An 18,137-nucleotide genomic window follows, 5' to 3' on the forward strand; every position below is an offset into this window, starting at 1 on the left:
ACTATTATGGATTCTTCATTATTTTTAGATTAGACTAAAAATATATTTATACAAGTATCATTTTTAATATTAGCTTTGTATAAATATTAGGGAAAACATTGTGAAGAAGATTATCATTTGTGTGGTATTAGTTAGCTGTTTTGTGCTTCAGAGCATGGCTCAGGGCACCTTGCAAGGCACTTTGAAAGGAGAGGACAGTATTTTGCCCGGGGCTACCATTCAGATTCTGGATACAGAAATAGGCACAGCGGCAGATGTCAATGGTTTTTATCAACTAAGAAATTTAACTGCTGGCGAATATAAAGTTGAGATTAGAGCGGTGGGCTATAAACCAATTCAGAAATCTGTTACCCTTAAAAATGGCGAAGTCAAAGTGCTTGATGTTTTTCTGGAAGTAGATAACCTGGGTTTGGAGGAGATAGTTATCACCGGAACTATGCAGCCGACCTATGTTTCCAAATCGCCCATAAAAGTGGATGTTATTACTTCTGAGTATATGAACACCTTTACACCTGCAGCGGCATCCTCAATTATAGAAGGTGTGAAGCTGGTCAATGGAATTCAGGAAGTGGTGGCTTGTGGGGTTTGTTTTACCAATAGTATCAGTATCAATGGACTACCGGGGCCTTACACGGCTATCCTTATGGATGGCACACCCATTTATGGAAACTTGGCTTCAGTGTATGGGCTTAATGGTATTCCGTCAATGCTTATTGAGAGGTTTGAGGTAATTAAAGGACCTAGTTCAACGCTCTATGGCTCAGAGGCTGTGGCTGGTGTGATTAACATTATTACAAAAGATCCCGATAATCAACCTAAGTTTTCTATTGATGTAATGGGAACGTCTCATTTGGAGTCTTTTGGCAATATAGCAGGTACTATTAAAACTAAGAAAGCGAGTGGGTTTATCGGCCTTAATTATGCCTATATCAATGACTTTGATGATGAAAATGAAGATGGATTTGGAGATAATATCAATATGGACCGGTATTCTTTTTTTACTAAGTGGGATTTTAAAAGGAACAGCAAGAAGAAATTTTCTATTGCGGCCAAGTATTACTATGAAGATAGACGAAATGGTGTGGAGGAATTTTTAGTGGATAGAAATTATAAGGAATTGAGAGGTAGCGATGAGGTTTATGGTGAGAGTATTTATACCAACAGGGCAGAGGTTTTCGGTACTTATCAATTCAATACTTCAGAAAACTTCAAGATTGACTATTCATTAAGTACCCATGATCAGAATAGCTATTATGGAGCTGATTTTTACAAGGCCAATCAGAATATTGCTTTTGCTAATTTGGTTTGGGACAAGCAACTCGGCCATCATAATTTGCTAATAGGCATGACTAATCGCGTACAGCAGTACGATGATAATACCGTGGCTACTCAAGATTCAGTTGCCTCTGGCATAATCAACAAACCTGACAACCAATACATACCAGGGTTATTTGCACAGAATGAATGGGAAATTAGTCCTGCTTTTACTGCTTTGGCTGGAGCCCGGTTAGACCATTATGATCTGCATGGTTTTATATTTTCACCACGATTAAATTTAAAATTCAAGCCCGCATCAAGCACAACTATAAGAACCAATTTTGGAACCGGGTTTAGGGTTGTGAATCTGTTTACCGAAGATCATGCCTTTATTACTGGTCAAAGGGAAGTTGTCATTGCGGAAGCGTTAAAACCTGAAACATCATTGAATGGTGCTTTAAATATTAATCACCTGTACACTATCGGCAATAGCCAGGGAATGATTGATATAGACGCCTATTACACCTATTTTGAGAATAAGATTATTCCCAATTATGATGATCCTAATGTCATAGTTTATGCCAACACTACCGGGCACGCACTTACCAAAGGGTTGGGCTTTAATGTTAACCATGAGTTTTATTGGCCGTTGAGTTTAAGCGTTGGACTTAATTGGCAGCGAGCCACGGAAACAGAACCTGATGCCAATGGTGAAAATGTTGTGAGAAACATTGAGTTCGCGCAGGAGTATTCGGGTGTGGCAACAGTGAATTATAGAATTAAAAAGGCTAAAATGACCATTGGTTATACGGCAAGAATAACTGGGCCAATGGCCTTGCCAGAGGTATTTGACCTTGATGAGAATGGAAGCCCGATGACAACAGCTCGCCCTACCATTTCAAAGCCCTTTAGTTTCCATAATATTCAAGTTTCAAAAGATTTTTCTAATGGGTTAAATGTGTATTTGGGTGTTCAGAATCTGTTTGATTATCGCCAGCCTGTCTCACCATTGGTAGGCTATAACGACCCTAATGCCAATACTGGTTTTAGCAATTCGTTTGATACTTCTTATGCCTATGCCCCCATTCATGGAAGAGAGCTATATTTGGGAATCAAATGGGAACTAAAATAATACGGTTTGGAAGAAGCCTTTGACCCCAAAAAGGTCTACGAAGAATATCAGGAACTGATTAATTACAAAATGCCCTTTGGCAAATACAAAGGACGAAGAATTGTGGACTTGCCGGTAGAGTACCTGATCTGGTTTAAGAGAAAGGGACTACCCGCAGGCAAGCTCGGTAAGTTTATGGAAATAATGATTGCACAGAAAGGAGGATAATTAAAGCTCCTCAAGTTTGGCAGATGCACTTTCAATAGCTTCCACCATAATAACTTTCACACTATCCATTTTCTGTTTCTGTAATGTATAATATTCTACTATCTCCTCATGGCTAAGGCTATCAGTTTCCGGATCAAATTGCCGCATCCAGTTCATCATGGCCTCGTCTGCGATTTCAAGTGACTGAATAATATTTTCTAATTCATTTACAAGTTCACTTTGTGCAGCTTCCTCTTTAAGGAGATCAACCTTTTCTTTCAACTTACCCTTCATGCTCATCATGTTTTCCATTTTTGGCATCATTTCATCATGCACATCCATAACATCATCATAGAGGGCCTTCTCGATTTTTACCTCTTCAGGAATTTCATCCGTCACCACTTCTTCTTGCTGTTCAGTAGTTTTATTTTCACAAGCAGATATCAACATGATTATAAGCAGAAAAGGCAATATGTTTTTTAAGTAGGTCATGATACGATATTTTTTACTGTTCAAAATTAACCATTTCATTGATGAGTACAAGTTGGTATCAACTTTAGATAAGTTTGTGAAATTGAGGAAGTTGAAATTTATCAATTAAAAATATTATATTAAAAAATATTATATTTATATTATAATCTCATAATTAGCTGAAATTGAATAACTTAGGATTATTCATTTGCTTCAATACCTATAAATAATTACATTACCGAGTCTATTTTTTAAACTGTATTGACCATTTTTTATTTTATTATGAAACCTCAAAATACAATTAGGAGGTCTCGACTGACATTTTTTTATTTACTGGCATTTACATTTACCATCTACACTACTGCCAGTGGTCAGGCGCAAGAACCTAAGGAGTCACCAGGCTATGTCGTGATTGGTGCATTTACAATTGAAAAGAATGCTATTAAATTAATCGACTATGCCAGGGAAAGGAACATCAGTGCTAAGTACCAAATTCATCCTACCAAGGATTTGTATTATGTATATGAGCAGGTAGATAAACCTCTAGCTGAAAAACAGCGAATTAAAGAGAACTTTCCTGAGTTTTATGATGTCTGGGTTTATCGTGGCGAACTTGGCCGGAGCTCACTAAATAAAGTACCTACATCTACAGTTGTTGCTAAGAATGAGGGAGACAATAAAACACTTGTAATTACCGAAACAGATCAGAGTACGCATGCGGGTATTGCAGCGGCTGACAGTGAAAAAGAATCTGAAACAAAGGGCGAACATGAAGCTCCTAAAAATCTGGAAAGGAAGGAAAACACCTACCATGTTTATTTGAATACAATAAATGCTAAGAACATGAAAGAGGTTAAAGGTAGGGTGAACGTTATTGATCCAGTTAGGGCCAAGCAATTGTTAGTAGCGAAATCTCATGAGGTTACTGAAGTTAAGAATCCTAATAATGGGGGAAATGTTATTAAGCTGGCAACTGATATTTTTGGGTTTAGGGAAGTTCAGCAGACCATCAACCTTGACAACCCGGTAAATGACACTACACAGAATTTTGTTCATACTATCGGAGATTCAATTATTGTCGATTTTGAGCTACAGCGGTTTAAAAAAGGAGATGTGCTGGTTATGTATAATGTATATTTCTTTAAAGATGCTGCTATCATGAGACCAGAATCAATATACGAGCTGAACAGCCTGCTGGATATGCTTAAAGAGAATGAGAGCCTTGTGGTTAAATTACACGGTCATACAAATGGAAATTCCCATGGTAAGATTATCCATCTTGATCCTGAGGATAAGAACTTTTTCTCTCTCAATGCTGATCATAAAGAAGACAATGGCAGTGCGAAGAAATTATCACTTTTCAGAGCCTATACTATTCAACATTGGTTAATAGAACAAGGTATTGCTGAAGATAGAATAGATATTAAAGGCTGGGGTGGCAAGCAGATGATTTATGATAAACATGATACTCAAGCCTATAAGAATGTTAGAGTGGAGGTAGAGATTGTTGAAGAATAAACACTACAGTACTATGAATAGATTATCATCATTATTATTAACACTTGTCATTGTTGGTTTGACCAATACGGGACAAGCTCAAGCTCTTGATGGAGTTAAAAGCTATGCAGTTATAGGTGTATTTAGCTTAGAAAGGAATGCGGATAGATTTTCTGACTATTATAAGTCTCAATCTCTTGATGCCAAGGTGAAGAAAAATCTGTTCAATAACATGTTTTACGTATATGCCTATGAGTCAAATGATGTGGAGGAGGTGCGACAAAGAGTACTTGATTTAAGAGGACAGTTTAATAATCTTTCAAAGGCATGGCTTTACAACGGTAATTTTAATTGTGTTCATATTCCGTCAGACCAGTTAAAAGGAAGCGCTTCTAATAGTTCAAATGGAATGGAAGAACTAGTTGAAAATGTTGAAGAGGCAGAATTGGAACGTGAGCAAAGGCAAGCGCAGGAGGCTGCAGAGGCCCAAAAAAAGATTGAGCAGGAGAAAGAGCCAAAAGTGGTTAAACCTAAGGATAAATACTGGTTGTATTTTAATACTTATAACGTAACTGACCTTACAGAGGTAGGGGGCAATGTGAATGTTATTGACTTAGAAAGAAATAAAGATTTGAGTTCAGAAAAGTCATTGCAGCTGGTAACTTTAAGCTCACCTAATAATGGAACTAATCGAGTTCAGTTTGCTACAGATATCTTTGGCTACCGTATTGAAAAGGTAAATATTGATTTAGATGAGCCACTAGCAGAAGGCAATGAGGCCATTACTCTAATTGGTGACAGCATAATTATAGACTTCCCTTTGAAAAGATATAATAAAGGTGATTTCATGACCATGTGGAATGTTTATTTTTACATAGACGCTGCAATTATGAAAGAAGAATCTGTTTTAGAACTAAACCAACTTCTGGCAATGATGCGTGAGGATGAAGATGTAAGAATTAAAATTCATGGGCATACCAATGGAAATTCCCATGGTGTGGTCAAACATTTGGACTTGGATGATAAATCTTTTTTTAGTTTGAACGGATCGCATTTAGAGACTAAAGCAAGTGCCAAAAAACTTTCTGAATATAGGGCCTATACTATACAACACTGGTTGATGGATCAGGGAATTGCTGAAAACAGAATGGAAATTGTTGGATGGGGAGGTAAAAAAATGCTTTACGATAAGCATGGTGCCAGCGCTGATAAGAATGTTCGTGTTGAGATTGAAATCTTAGAGAAATAGAAATATAAAATCAATGAAAAAGGCATTAGTGGCAGTCATTTTTTTGATCGCCTTCCATTTTGCATCGGCTCAGACCAATGATATCCCGAAAGGCTATGCTGTTGTTGTAGGTGCATATTCACTCAATAAAGTGGATTTGGCATTAAAATTTACCAAGCATGTTGCTGATCAGGGGTATGATGCCAGGTTCGGAATCAACGAATCAAAGTCTTTGATATTAGTTTATATAGATCATACCGAGAGCTTTAGGGAGGCTATTGCCAAAATGAATGAGATTCGCCAGAAGGAGAATTTTGGAGATACATGGGTACATGTTAAAACCAGCCAGGCAAGACTGGCGCTTACTCCTGAGCAAAAAGAGAAGGCAGAAAAAACTACTGCTGTTATGAAAAAGGAGGTGGTAAATTCTTTAGGAGATATCTATGCAGAGAGGTTTAAGGATAAAGAAGAAACAGCAGACGATGATGAAGTGGATCCTGTGAGTGAGTCTAAGGTTGAAGAAAAGAAGGAAGAACAGAAATCAGAAGAGAAAACATCTATTGCTCAAGAGGAAGCACAACCTGAAGAGGCCGAAGAAGAAGTAGATGATAGGCTTGCAGTATATTTTGATTTAATCAATACAACCAATAACCAACCTGTTGCAGGGGAAGTGCAAATAATTGACACGGAAAGATCAAAGTTGCTTGATGTGGTGGAATCTGGAAAGTATGTTCAACTTGAAGACCCTGACAACAGAACAGGCCAATTGACCGTGATAGTTGATGTGTTTGGCTTTAGAAAGCTTCAAAAGGAGTTTAATTATTATGAACCTTTTACAGGCGCAACCAACGCAGATATTGATGAATCTGAGAATGGGCCGGTAATCAAATTTGACCTTGTTAGGTACAGAAAAGGCGACATAATCACTATGTATAATGTCTTTTACTTTAAGGATGCGGCAGTAATGCAACCTGAATCTAGGTACGAAGTAAATAGCCTGCTCAATATGCTTAAAGAGAATAAGGGCATGAGAATAAAAATTCACGGTCACGTTAATGGTAAACATCCCGGTCAGATAATTTCAGTAGATGGAAACAACTATTTTACCTTGACTGACAATAACCCTAAAGATTTTGGATCAGCTAAGTCACTGTCAAAACAACGAGCTGAAACCATAAGAGACTACCTGATTGATCAGGGCATTGGTGCTGAAAGAATGGAAATTAGGGCCTGGGGTGGTAAGCGCATGCTTCATGACAAACACAGTACCAAGGCCAAGCAAAATGTAAGGGTTGAAATAGAAATATTGGCTGAATAGATGAGTACTCGCCTAAATTGAGGTTCAAGATTTTGTGAGTTGAGAAAAAGATTTTACTTTATGAGTAATTACTCACTTTATGACCACAAAGAAAGAAAATATTCTTAGTACAGCTTTAGAGCTATTTGCCCAGGAGGGTTTTAAAGCTACTTCAACGAGCAAGCTTGCCGCTCAAGCGGGTGTCTCCGAAGGCTTGATTTTTCGGCACTTTAGGAATAAGGAGGGTCTCTTAAAAGCCCTGATGGATCAGGGTGAGGAGAGACTGACCCATATTTTTGCAGATATAATATCAGAGCGGGATCCACAGCAAGTAATTAACAAAATGTTCAGTGCCATTAAAGCTATTGCCACTGATCCGGAGCAATCGCATTTTTGGAAGCTACAGTATAAATTGAAGTGGGAAACAGAAACCTATGACGACTTAAAAATGGAACCCATAAGAGTGGCGCTTACCACTGCCTTTCAAAAGTTGGGTTATACCCATCCGGAAAAGGAAGCACAACTAATATTAATTTTAATAGACGGTCTGGTTACAAAGTTATTTTTGTCTCAGAACTTTGATATTGTTGAAACGGTGAACATTCTTATTGAGAAATATAAGGAATAAAAAAAATTAACCAATTAGTAAGTGAGTACTTACAAATTACAATATTGAACATATGAAAGTCATAATCACAGGAGCCACTGGCATGGTTGGGAAAGGAGTTTTGCTTGAATGCCTGGATCATGCTGAAGTAGAACAGGTCTTGCTTATTAACAGGAGGATAATAGATTTGAAGCACCCTAAGCTGGTAGAAGTTATTCATACTGACTTCTCTGATTACACTGCTATTGTAGATGAATTGAAAGGGTATGATGCTGCTTATTTATGCATGGGTGTCAGTGCTGCCGGACTGGATGAAACAAGGTATACTGAGATTACTTATTTGTTTACCATAAATCTTGCTAAAACGCTTTACGGTTTGAACCCTAAAATGACAATAACCTATGTGTCAGGACAGGGCACCGACAGCTCTGAAAAAGGGAGGATGATGTGGGCAAGGGTTAAAGGGAGGACAGAGAACGATTTGCTCAAAATGGCTTTTTCGCAGGCTTTTATGTTTAGACCCGGTACCATTATTCCTTTAAGGGGTATAAGGTCCAGCACTAAACTCTATCAGTTCTTTTACGATTATTTAATGTGGCTTATCAAGTTTATTAAGTTCATAGCACCCAACTCAGTGGTCAATACTACTCAACTTGGTTTGGCAATGATTAATGTTACCAAGGCTGGTTTTAATAAAAAAATCCTGTCGCCCAAGGATATTTTGATAGCCTCCAAACTGTAAGCAATCCGATATATTCTTAGGAGAATCCAGGGCTTCTAGATTCCTGTTAGCACAAATGCCCCCCAATAATAGGGTGAGGGGTAGTCTTTTCGCAGTTCTTTTTGGGCTAAAGTAAATGCCTTGCGCATGTCTTTCAGTTTGATCCAGTTTTTGTAGAATGATACCATCAGTTTTTGAGTGGCTTCGTCATCAACTTTCCAAAGGCTCATGATCAGGTTGTTAACACCGGCCACCCGAAAGGCCCTTTGTAAACCATATACTCCTTCACCATAATTGTTAACTCCTTGTCCCGTTTCGCAAGCGGAAAGCACCACCAGTTCGGTTGAATCTAGCGGAAGGTTCATAACCTCATAAGCTGTCAGTATGCCGTCTTCAACTGCATGCGTGGAGTCATTTACACCTGCAAGTGCTATACCAGACTGTAGTAATGTTTCGGTAACTGAAAATGGTACTGCTCCAGATGAGGGTTTAAAAAAGCCATGACTGGCCAAATGCAACACATTCATTTTTTGAAGTTCTTTAAGCGTAAATTCATTCGCTTCTTCTTCCTTATAAAGCTCCGTTTTCCAATTGGCAGATCTTAAAGTTTCATCAATTAGCTTCACCTCTTTGCCAGTGCCCGGCAACTCAGCATATTCGGCATTTTCAATAGGGTAGCTTGAGAAGCGTGGTTCACCAAATAGCACTATTTTTTTAGAGGATTTATCTTTTGTCTCTTTCGTTTTTCTCAATAGTTCTTTGGTGTTTGATACTATTACAACTTCTGTTTGGTCTATCACATATTCCTGTCTTGCAGTGTCAAATAGGGTATTGATGTTCAGTTGGTTGTAAATACCATCATTCGAAAGGAATATTCTGCTCGGCTGTTTTTTATCTGGCATGTGAGCAGCAACAGAGTCTATGATCGGCTGCCAGTATTTGGCGTAAGAAAAGTTGTCCTGCTGCTGAAAAAGAATGGCATTTTTATAACCACTAAACGATTCCTTCTCTAAAAATTTTGAAGGCCTGCTCATAACAATCGAGAAGGCAGGCTTCCTTTTTGTCTCTGGCGTTAATATCAGCGCGCCATAAATTAAACCACCTGCCAACCTGATTATTTCAATGGCCGCTTCATCTTTTTTCAATTGTCTTTGTATATCCTGCCACGCTACTTTTTCTTTTGCAAACCCGGTTCTAAAACTTCTTGAGTTGGTCACCAACCATTTTTCATTTTCCTCAATCTTGGTTCTCAAGGCTTCCAGCTCGTGTTCAGGCTTGTTGCCTTTTACTATTTCTTGGGCCAACTGATCTTTTCGCTGCTGCCAGAGAGAATAGATTTTAATAAGTGTGGTGTCACCACTATTCAAAATATTCTCACGCATTCTCCTGCTGGAGTTTAATATCAGCGCTTTTGTTGTGAGTTGCAGGTCATAAAGGGTGCCCGGAATGGCAGGATTGATATAAGGATCTTCAGTGCCCTGAATGTTAATAGCCCCGGAAACATCGAGTGCAAAAGTGGTGTAGGCTTCTATTATTGATAGTTGATTTTTATAAAAGGCCAATTTTTCGTCATCACTCAGATAAGTAAAGTTATGGGTAACTTCTTCCAGCAAGTTTTCGATTACCCAGGCATATTCTTTATCAGCTTCGGGGTAGTGGCCGGCATTATGGTAAGTAGTGGCTAGATTAAACCTTGTGGTTTGGTAAACATAAGGATCAATGGCCGCTTTTTTCTCTTGAATCTGGACCGCATTTGTAAGGTAAAAAATAGCAGAATCATATTCTTCCAGATCGTTGTGGAGCTCACCAATATTATTGAGTGTGCTGCTATGAATGGGCGCGTTTAAATACTCGCTATTATGAAGGGTCACCAATGTTTTGCCCCAATAATAAATGGCCGAATCATACTGCCCGATATTGCGGTTAGTGCTTCCCAGGTTTTGAAGTGCATTAATCCTATCAAGAATCTTGTCATTATCTTTAATCAATTGGTAATAATGAAGCGCATAATCTTTTGCCATTTCCATATCACCTGCTGCCTGACTATAGCTGCATAGATTATTAATGGTAATCTGATAATCCCGAAGCGTTCTATAGCTATCAGGATAAAAGTCCTTTATAAACACCACTTGTGCCTCAAGCATTTTTACGGCTTCATTATATTGACCTAGTCTGTGGTGTAGACTGGCATCCAGGCTGTTAAGTTTGAAATATGCATTGGCAATGTCATACAGTGCTGTATCATAATGAGCTTTGTTGTTTTTATAAATAGCATTAAAAACATAGCGCCCCTGATTGATATAATAGGTGCCGCTGTCATAAACGGATAGGGTGACATACGTTTTGGCAAGTTCATAGAGAGACTCAACTTGTGCCACATGCGAAACCGGGTAAAGCTGAAAACTAAGATTTACAACTTTTCTAAAATTCCCTGTAGCTCTGTGATAATCTCCTAAACCAGATTCTGCATAGGCTTTATTAGATAAACTATTGAGATACTGTTCGCTTACAACACCATATTTTTCAATTGCTATCTCAAGCGCCTGATCCGCAAATTCAATCGCTTTTTCATACTTACCCTGAGTGTAATACTCAATGCTTTGACTGTTCAGGGTTTTCCAGTCCTGCCCATAACTTGGTGAAAATAGCACTACTAAAAGGACAACTAAAATGCCTTTACATTTTGTCAGGGACCAATTGTATCGTGGTGTGTGAGATGGTTGCAATTAGAATAATACTTTACAATAAATATACAAAGTAGCTTTGATGGGCTTTGTAAAAGGTTGATTATATAAGGTATATTCTTTTTTTTACTACTGTGGCCAGTTTGCAATTTCTTTTAGATATCTGGTTCACAATCCTGTCTATTTGTTATGTTGACCTGTGTGCCACAGGCCAAGGAAGAGTAATATTTTTTGTGTTTTGAACCAAGTCGCAGTGCCTTTGGCGACATCCTAGCCGCGCAACTACATTTGCGCACTAGATAATAACTTCAGAGAAGAACTACAGACCTTTGCGAAGAACACGAAACACAAGAAATATGGACTAGTCGCTCCGGCTTGGTTAAGATTGAGTAAAGGCATGAATACCATATGGTGTTAGCGTTATTCTGGTTTATATGTCAATCCAAACGATACTTGATAACCTTTGCTCCATAACTCATAACTAAAATCAATACCGTCAACATATTTTCGATTGTGAAAAAAATCAGTGTCATTAAAAAAAGTGAGGTTAAAAGAGATTTCGAGGCGCTTGTTTATTGAATTAGAAAAATTTATTCCATAAAGTTTAGAGATAGGCGATTGTTCAATCGACCTCATCCCACCAGATGGGTCCAAATCGTCCGAATAATCAATGTCAGATGAAAGTGCTAGATTCAAACCAATCCCCGCTTCGAATGAAACTCTGAATCCTTCAAATTCAGGAGTGGATAAACCGAATAATAGAGGTATTCTCAAACGGGTTAGTTTTACCGGATCTCGATGAGCCCATCTACCACCTTCAAGGTGCCCGCCAATATTTATTAGGTTCAGTCCAGGTTTCACATAAAGGATTTTAAGGAAATTTATTTGTAAGTCTAAACCTAAAAGGTAAGAATGTCTATTTATCAATTCAGATCCTCCGTCAATCCTTAAATCTACCTCTGTACCATAAAGTGTAGAATTTACATATCCAATCTTGAATATTGGTTTTAAAGTTTCACGAGTATGTTCTGATTGTGCATAAATTTTATAGTTAGTGGATATGCAAATCAGTGCGATTAATAAAATTTTGATAAATTTCATTCGTTATAAAAGATTAACGCCCCTGTAAGGCGCGTTTGTTTACTTTGTTCAAGGCATAAAACTAGCACGATTTGGGTTTAGAACCTAGTCAAGATACAAGCAGCTTAAGACACTACGTTCCAGTTGGTCGTCCACAAGTTAAGAGATGAAAGTGGATGTGAAAAGCTAACCCAAAACGTGCGGGGCAGCCGCACCAAAGCATTTAAGGACTTCGCACGGTGAAGACCAAATGCGCTCTTACAAAATGTTGGCAAATGTTTATTCTTCGTCCTCTGTCCAGTGGTCATCTAAAAAAAGTCCAGCAAGTTCAGAGTCAAAATAGCCTAACATAATGGTGGTGTCCGAATTTCCAATTGTCATCCATGAACCACTATTAATTGAAAAATCATAAGTCAATTCGTTCTGTTTTAACTGCCCTTTTGCTGCACAAGGCAGATGAGAGAATATGTAATGCCATTCATGTCCATTTATTAATCGAGATGACTGGATTATTTGCTTTATACTCTCTTTAGATAAAATCCAGTTTGAGCATTTAGCTGTATCAGGGTCAGATGATGGGTAGTTAGAAATTTGTCTAGAAGAAATGATTCTGAAGCTTGAAAGGGTATCAAATATTTGAACAGACTCTTTTTCCTGATTAATTACAGAAATCGCAATCGAGTCCTTTGAAATATCTGTCGAATTCTCATTAGGCTTTGTGCTATTACATGCAAAAATGGAAAACAGAAAAACTACAATTATCAGATTCTTCATGAAGGTATGTTTGCCAACGTTTGTGTATGAAACGTGGCGCTGAGCAAAAATAAAAAATAATTCCTCCTTATCAGCGCCATGTTTTATACACTTTGTTGTGGGGCGTTTTTTAACTCCATCACTAATTCAGTCAAGGACATTAACAACTGGGCATTGTCGGTCAGCGGTCTGTCGTCAAATGAATCGAGAAACTCATTAATTTCACCTGTTCTTTTGTCCACCTTATCTATTAGACTTTTAATTTCTCTACTGGTCAGCGATTCAATCAATTCACCCCTTTCTTGGTCGTCCGATATAGCATATTTGTCAAAGAGTGTGTGGAGATCTCTTAAATTGTCTGGTAAGTCATTGACGTTTTTGATTGTCTTGTTTTTACTTTCATTGTGCCCGATGATCTTTATTAGTATGTCGATTGTTGAAACAATGTCCCTGTCAAGATTTATGTCCGCAGAAAGCTGGTTTGTATAAATAACAATGGATTCGGAATGCTCCAGATTCACTTCATTAATTAGCGCTCGTATTTTGTCCGCAAATTCAATTACGTTCTTCTTTTTGTCCGAGGAACTTACGAAAATTCTGGTTGGATATTCAATCGATACCGGCTGATTAATCAAGCAGATGGAATCAGGTTGATTAAATGACACTGCGATGAAACTGTCGACCTTAATGTCAATTTTAATAGTCAGAGGGTAGCTGTAAAACTTAATCTTAAATCCCTTGTAATCTTTCAGGTCAAAAGTCAAACCTGAACCAACAACATTGGACTTCTTTACTTTCTTTCCGAGTAACTCAGCGATCTGTTTTAGTTTGTCTGAACTTGTCATAAAAAATGCCCCACAACGCCCCTGTAAGGTGCGTTTGTTTACTTGATTTCAGAGCATAAAACTAGCACGATTTGGGTTTAGAACCTAGTTCCACAAAACGCAGCTTAAGACACTGCGTTTCTGTTGGTCGTCCACAAGTTAAGAGATGAAAGTGGATGTGAAATGCTAAGCCAAAACGTGCGGGCTAACCGCACCAAAGCATTTAAGGACTTCACGTGGTGAAGTCCAAATGCGCTCTTACAACTTGTTGTGGCTTGTTATTCCAGATGTAATGCTTGCTCAATCATCTCCTGACTTTTTTTCAGCTTGTAGGAGTAAAGAGCAAAGGCAAGAGATAATATTACAATGAATGAGATTATACCCAAGATGCTTTCGAGTCCAAATTCTTGAATAAGTCCAAAGAAACTGACAATAACACCCAAAAATAGGACGGTTAAAAACATAGCAGTTTTAAAGTCAGGCTTAAAATTAATTGTCAGTTCTGAACCTTTAGTGTTGTCACGTATTGTGCCTTTAATAATAACTCGAAATGGGTTGAGCGCAAATACTTTGCGAGGTTCAGCTAATTTGAAGGTATTCTGATTTTCATGTAAAATGCCTAACCAGAGTTTATGAGAACTAATAGATGTTGATGACAGTCCAAACGAGTTACTGACTTGTTCAGTAGTCCATTTCAACTTGCTCATGATTTGTTCTGGTTTATCTGTTGAATCGTAGATTATTGTTCGCATAGGTTGATTCAAATGAGCCACAACGCCACGCTATCAGGCGTGGGGATTTTTATCTACTAAAGTTATGGATTGCACTGAACTTTCCAATATATCCAAGCTTTTCCAAACCACTGAAACCCCATGACTGATCAGCGAATGTTGTAGGTAGTTCATTAGTCTCGATAAACAAACAAACTAATTTCATTGTAGCTGCCAAACATGAACAGATATGCGCTAATCCCATCATCACTTTTCCATTTGGTGTCAATCCGTCCAGAATCTGGTTCTTTATCCAAAGGGAGTGGTTCTCCCAATATCTCTGAAACCAAATCTTTAATTGATTTATACTTTTGTTCAAATGCGTTTCTCAATTCGGTTCTGTCAACCCGTTCACTTGACCAATCACTTAACTTAAACTCTCCCCATTTGTAACCGGCAACTTTTACCTGTTTCTTATCCTTCGTGTAGAAGTAACTTGAATATCCGTCAAAATATGGACATTCAATCCTTCTGTATTGAAGGGGATTTCCAAATTTATAGTTGTTGAAAAATGGATATATCCCTTCACCAAGAGAATAAAAATGTCCAAGTGAAACGTCCTCAGCTTTAATTGAATCTTCAAAGGTTAACATGGATTCAAGGTTAAACCCCAACTTTTCAGTTAACCCGCTAGTCACCTTTTTGAAGTGTTGCTTAAAAAGAAGTTCACCATTTTCAACAGTTAGTTCTGGGTTCAAGATGCAAGTTGAATCAATTTCGGGTTCAGGGATAGTAATTGGTTCAAGATCTATTTCCTTAAACGCAACTATCTTAATTGAGTGGATATTATATGGCCATATTTCAGTCGAAGGGATACTAGGGGTCAATGGGTTAGTTGAGGTTTTCTTATACTTGCCTCTACCCTTCATGTCGATCATCAACTCGTATTGCAATGGTTTTTCAAGCCCATTTTTCATGACCAGAAGTATGCTCCTTCGGGAACCAAATGTTCCAATTGCTAATATTCCCTGGATTCTGTTATTCGTAAGGTTCTCATCGAGAAGTTTAAAAGCTGAACCCATCTGTAGTTCATCTTCAAATGGTTCAGTTGATACAATTTCGTAAGTGAAGTTGTTTGAACCGTCTTTGGTTAGTTCGAGTATGAATTTGGTGTTCAGTTTAATTGCTTCAATATCCTTCAACTTTTGTCCGTGAACAAAAGGAGTAAATAGAATTGAGGCTAATAAAACAGTCAGTATTCTCATAAATTTAAGGAGGACAATTACCTACAACGGCTCGGGTATGAAACGTAGGGCATTTCGGAGCTACTTACTTGTCCACCGAGACGAAGGTTACTAAGAGCCCGAAACTTGCGGAAACCACTGTCCGCCCTATGTTTTATACCCATTGTTGTGGTGCGTTTTTTATTTTTTCTTCACGGAAATTTCAGTCCGAGTTCATTTACTTCTTTGTCGACTTTCACCCATTCAACTCGGTCATCAATGTCCTTTTCTACAGGACTAACTATCATAAAAAGGTCAGTCAAATAAATCACTTCTACAGTTCTCTTATTGTATCCTAAGGCTCCAACATCTTGCATTTGGAATTCAACTTTCTTAAAGTTGAAATGTCCGTTTTGATAAATCACTTTTTGAGTTCTCCAAGCAGATGAACTAAACGCCATTTTAAAAGGTCCAATTATTAAAATTCCAATTAAGGTCAATGTCGGAATTGTTGAGCCGATTATTTTCCATTTTGCTGTCTTAAAAGTCCACAGATTCCAAATCAATGTCAGTGGAGTCAGAACCATAATTCCGAAATATGTAAATAACTTTATCGCCTGGCTTTTAATTTCAAATGAGGTTAGTCCGTCAAGGGCAAAAAGTAGAATTGTCAGAATGAAAATTCCGTTCAATATTGTCGATATATACTTCTTAATCGTCATTTTTTTTAATGCACCACAACAACCGGATATGAACAATGGTGCATATCCGCACTGTAATTTTTAGGCTAATCTATAAGATTTTTTATATTTTTTATACTATTTACTGCTACATGAGTATAAATTTCTGTTGTGCGCGAAGAGTTATGCCCTAAAAGAGCCTGTATATATCTTAAGTCTACTCCATCTTCTAGTAAATGGGTTGCAAAACTATGACGTAGCATATGCGGTGTTACTCGTTTTTTAATATTTGCTGCTTGTGCCGCCCGGCTTATAATTTTTGCTATACTGGTTGCGCTATATTTTTCAGCACCAGCTCCCTCAAATAAGTACACTTTTGGATGATACGCTCTATAATACTTTCTCAGGTCAATCAAAAGATTGTTTGCAAGCAATGTTAGTCTGTCTTTTTTTCCTTTTCCCTCTTTTACTTTAATAAGCATTCTGGCACTGTCTATATCCTCAATTTTAAGATTAATTAGTTCAGCCCTTCGCAGGCCAGCAGAGTAAAGCAATTTTATAATACATCTGTGTTTCAAATTCCTTGTTTTGTCAATCATTTCAAGTACGCTCTTTTTACCTAGTACTTCAGGTAGCTTTTCCTTTTTTATTGGGCGTTCTACGCTGTAAAACCTATTTGGCATCCCAAGTACAACCTCATAATAAAACTTGATGCTATTAATGGCCTGATTGATATAAGAGTCTGAAAGTCCATTCTTTACTAATGAAGATATATAATCTCTAATCTCATTTTCAGAGATTTCAATCAGGGGCATAGATTTATAGTGATTGACAAATTTTTCGAAATGAGCGATGTAGCTCTTCGCTGTATTTAATGAGTATTTTCTTACTTCAAGTTTTTGTAAATAGTCTTCAGGGCATGGGATATACCCTTTAGTAAGTTTTCTTTTTCTATAATGATCAATTTCAGGAGCCTTCTCATTTAGAGGTCTTGGCACTTTACCAAAGAAATGCTGACCATTCAGCCACGCCACACCCTTAAAGGTCTTCATTATAGCATCCAGGTTAGCATATGTGTTGGGTAAATACACCATAGAATAGGTGTCTGACCATTTAGGTGAAGGAAGCTGTTTTATTAGAGCGTGAAGTACTTTGTCTGGATAGAATTTTAAACCAATGCATTTTTTACCATCGATTAATAAGTGTTTGAGTGTAATATTTTTTAATTGCTGAGCCATATCAGATTGTTCTGATAGTCAAACAACGGTAAATTGAAAATTATTAGTAAGTTTATAAACGGGTATAGTCGGATATAAACGATTAAAAAACGGATATGCAAACAGAAGTGGTTTGTCTACAATGTGGTAAAAAGCTTACCGGAAGGTTAGATAAAAAATTCTGTGATGATCAGTGCAGAAGCACATATAACAATCAAAACAAAAGAGATGATCAAAAATATATTCAGGAAGTAAACCGACTGATTCGTAAAAATAGAAGAATTCTAAAATCATTATGCCCAATAGGCAAAGCCACGGTCAGAAAAGAAGTGTTGGATACCATGCAATACGACTATAGGTATTTTTCATCTATCTACAAGTCTGGTTCAAACCAGGTGTATTACATCTGTTATGACTATGCCTTCACTCCGGTGAAAGAGACCAAACCGAGTGGGGAAGTGGTTGACAAAGCTTTGATTGTGCAAAAGCAGGATTATTTTGATAAGCTAAGTCTTAAAATGTGGTAAAGTGTTCCTTCGCTACGAATCCCTTCCCAATCTATACTACAGA

17 protein-coding genes are annotated in these 18,137 nt (G+C 37.7%); 8 read left to right on the forward strand and 9 right to left on the reverse strand.

Annotation, left to right across the window (positions count from 1 at the left end; genetic code table 11):
- Positions 1 to 100 precede the first annotated feature (100 nt).
- The gene (locus tag RIB54_RS07820) at positions 101 to 2,389 is read left to right on the forward strand and encodes a TonB-dependent receptor (protein WP_350100304.1); all 2,289 of its coding nucleotides are present in this window, start codon (positions 101 to 103) and stop codon (positions 2,387 to 2,389) included.
- 6 nt (positions 2,390 to 2,395) lie between these two features.
- Positions 2,396 to 2,596 carry a DUF3820 family protein gene (locus RIB54_RS07825; protein WP_281350411.1) on the forward strand — a complete coding sequence of 67 codons (201 nt, stop codon included), beginning with the start codon at positions 2,396 to 2,398 and terminating at the stop codon, positions 2,594 to 2,596.
- Here the strand turns inward: RIB54_RS07825 and RIB54_RS07830 are convergent, their stop codons facing one another.
- Positions 2,597 to 3,067 (reverse strand): hypothetical protein, encoded by a 471-nt coding sequence (locus RIB54_RS07830; RefSeq protein ID WP_350100306.1) that lies wholly within the window; start codon positions 3,065 to 3,067, stop codon positions 2,597 to 2,599.
- A 261-nt stretch (positions 3,068 to 3,328) separates the two neighbouring features.
- Between RIB54_RS07830 and RIB54_RS07835 the strand changes: the two genes are divergently transcribed.
- The 5 genes from RIB54_RS07835 (at position 3,329) to RIB54_RS07855 (ending at position 8,417) form a co-directional block, all read left to right on the forward strand.
- Positions 3,329 to 4,564 (forward strand): OmpA family protein, encoded by a 1,236-nt coding sequence (locus RIB54_RS07835; protein WP_350100308.1) that lies wholly within the window; start codon positions 3,329 to 3,331, stop codon positions 4,562 to 4,564.
- Between the two features lie 13 nt (positions 4,565 to 4,577).
- Positions 4,578 to 5,792: an OmpA family protein gene (locus tag RIB54_RS07840; protein WP_350100310.1), complete on the forward strand. Its 1,215-nt coding sequence runs from the start codon at positions 4,578 to 4,580 to the stop codon at positions 5,790 to 5,792.
- Positions 5,793 to 5,805: 13 nt separating this feature from the next.
- A complete protein-coding gene (locus RIB54_RS07845; protein ID WP_350100312.1) occupies positions 5,806 to 7,089 on the forward strand; it encodes an OmpA family protein in 1,284 nt (427 codons plus the stop codon).
- A 79-nt stretch (positions 7,090 to 7,168) separates the two neighbouring features.
- Complete coding sequence (locus RIB54_RS07850; protein WP_350100314.1) at positions 7,169 to 7,696, forward strand: TetR/AcrR family transcriptional regulator; 528 nt, start codon at positions 7,169 to 7,171, stop codon at positions 7,694 to 7,696.
- A 52-nt stretch (positions 7,697 to 7,748) separates the two neighbouring features.
- Complete coding sequence (locus RIB54_RS07855) at positions 7,749 to 8,417, forward strand: NAD-dependent epimerase/dehydratase family protein (protein WP_350100316.1); 669 nt, start codon at positions 7,749 to 7,751, stop codon at positions 8,415 to 8,417.
- A gap of 35 nt (positions 8,418 to 8,452) precedes the next feature.
- Here the strand turns inward: RIB54_RS07855 and RIB54_RS07860 are convergent, their stop codons facing one another.
- The 8 genes from RIB54_RS07860 to RIB54_RS07895 all read right to left on the reverse strand — a co-directional run bounded on the left by RIB54_RS07860 (position 8,453) and on the right by RIB54_RS07895 (position 17,588).
- On the reverse strand, positions 8,453 to 11,047 hold the full coding sequence (locus tag RIB54_RS07860) for a CHAT domain-containing protein (RefSeq protein ID WP_350100318.1): 2,595 nt from the start codon (positions 11,045 to 11,047) through the stop codon (positions 8,453 to 8,455).
- A gap of 453 nt (positions 11,048 to 11,500) precedes the next feature.
- Positions 11,501 to 12,181 carry a hypothetical protein gene (locus RIB54_RS07865; RefSeq protein WP_350100320.1) on the reverse strand — a complete coding sequence of 227 codons (681 nt, stop codon included), beginning with the start codon at positions 12,179 to 12,181 and terminating at the stop codon, positions 11,501 to 11,503.
- A gap of 258 nt (positions 12,182 to 12,439) precedes the next feature.
- Complete coding sequence (locus RIB54_RS07870; RefSeq protein WP_350100322.1) at positions 12,440 to 12,934, reverse strand: hypothetical protein; 495 nt, start codon at positions 12,932 to 12,934, stop codon at positions 12,440 to 12,442.
- 83 nt (positions 12,935 to 13,017) lie between these two features.
- Entirely contained in the window at positions 13,018 to 13,758 is a 741-nt protein-coding gene (locus RIB54_RS07875) for a hypothetical protein (RefSeq protein ID WP_350100324.1), read from the reverse strand.
- Between the two features lie 257 nt (positions 13,759 to 14,015).
- Positions 14,016 to 14,489 (reverse strand): hypothetical protein, encoded by a 474-nt coding sequence (locus RIB54_RS07880; protein WP_350100326.1) that lies wholly within the window; start codon positions 14,487 to 14,489, stop codon positions 14,016 to 14,018.
- Between the two features lie 152 nt (positions 14,490 to 14,641).
- Positions 14,642 to 15,649 (reverse strand): hypothetical protein, encoded by a 1,008-nt coding sequence (locus RIB54_RS07885; RefSeq protein WP_350100328.1) that lies wholly within the window; start codon positions 15,647 to 15,649, stop codon positions 14,642 to 14,644.
- 233 nt (positions 15,650 to 15,882) lie between these two features.
- Positions 15,883 to 16,392, reverse strand: coding sequence for a hypothetical protein (locus RIB54_RS07890; protein ID WP_350100330.1), 510 nt, complete (start codon positions 16,390 to 16,392; stop codon positions 15,883 to 15,885).
- Between the two features lie 65 nt (positions 16,393 to 16,457).
- The gene (locus tag RIB54_RS07895; RefSeq protein ID WP_350100332.1) at positions 16,458 to 17,588 is read right to left on the reverse strand and encodes a tyrosine-type recombinase/integrase; all 1,131 of its coding nucleotides are present in this window, start codon (positions 17,586 to 17,588) and stop codon (positions 16,458 to 16,460) included.
- Between the two features lie 95 nt (positions 17,589 to 17,683).
- On the opposite strand from RIB54_RS07895, the gene RIB54_RS07900 reads away from it, so the two are divergent.
- Entirely contained in the window at positions 17,684 to 18,094 is a 411-nt protein-coding gene (locus tag RIB54_RS07900) for a hypothetical protein (protein ID WP_350100334.1), read from the forward strand.
- Positions 18,095 to 18,137: the final 43 nt, after the last annotated feature.

The sequence above is a fragment of the Fulvivirga sp. genome (genome assembly GCF_040218215.1).
GTDB lineage: Bacteria > Bacteroidota > Bacteroidia > Cytophagales > Cyclobacteriaceae > Fulvivirga.

What these genes read in the sequence shown, in the direction of transcription:
- RIB54_RS07890 (WP_350100330.1), bottom strand. Translation starts at nt 16,392, where the DNA reads ATGACGATTAAGAAGTATATATCGACAATATTGAACGGAATTTTCATT.
- RIB54_RS07875 (WP_350100324.1), bottom strand. Translation starts at nt 13,758, where the DNA reads ATGACAAGTTCAGACAAACTAAAACAGATCGCTGAGTTACTCGGAAAG.
- RIB54_RS07850 (WP_350100314.1), top strand. Translation starts at nt 7,169, where the DNA reads ATGACCACAAAGAAAGAAAATATTCTTAGTACAGCTTTAGAGCTATTT.
- RIB54_RS07870 (WP_350100322.1), bottom strand. Translation starts at nt 12,934, where the DNA reads ATGAAGAATCTGATAATTGTAGTTTTTCTGTTTTCCATTTTTGCATGT.
- RIB54_RS07900 (WP_350100334.1), top strand. Translation starts at nt 17,684, where the DNA reads ATGCAAACAGAAGTGGTTTGTCTACAATGTGGTAAAAAGCTTACCGGA.
- RIB54_RS07830 (WP_350100306.1), bottom strand. Translation starts at nt 3,067, where the DNA reads ATGACCTACTTAAAAAACATATTGCCTTTTCTGCTTATAATCATGTTG.
- RIB54_RS07835 (WP_350100308.1), top strand. Translation starts at nt 3,329, where the DNA reads ATGAAACCTCAAAATACAATTAGGAGGTCTCGACTGACATTTTTTTAT.
- RIB54_RS07845 (WP_350100312.1), top strand. Translation starts at nt 5,806, where the DNA reads ATGAAAAAGGCATTAGTGGCAGTCATTTTTTTGATCGCCTTCCATTTT.
- RIB54_RS07855 (WP_350100316.1), top strand. Translation starts at nt 7,749, where the DNA reads ATGAAAGTCATAATCACAGGAGCCACTGGCATGGTTGGGAAAGGAGTT.
- RIB54_RS07895 (WP_350100332.1), bottom strand. Translation starts at nt 17,588, where the DNA reads ATGGCTCAGCAATTAAAAAATATTACACTCAAACACTTATTAATCGAT.
- RIB54_RS07880 (WP_350100326.1), bottom strand. Translation starts at nt 14,489, where the DNA reads ATGCGAACAATAATCTACGATTCAACAGATAAACCAGAACAAATCATG.
- RIB54_RS07840 (WP_350100310.1), top strand. Translation starts at nt 4,578, where the DNA reads ATGAATAGATTATCATCATTATTATTAACACTTGTCATTGTTGGTTTG.
- RIB54_RS07865 (WP_350100320.1), bottom strand. Translation starts at nt 12,181, where the DNA reads ATGAAATTTATCAAAATTTTATTAATCGCACTGATTTGCATATCCACT.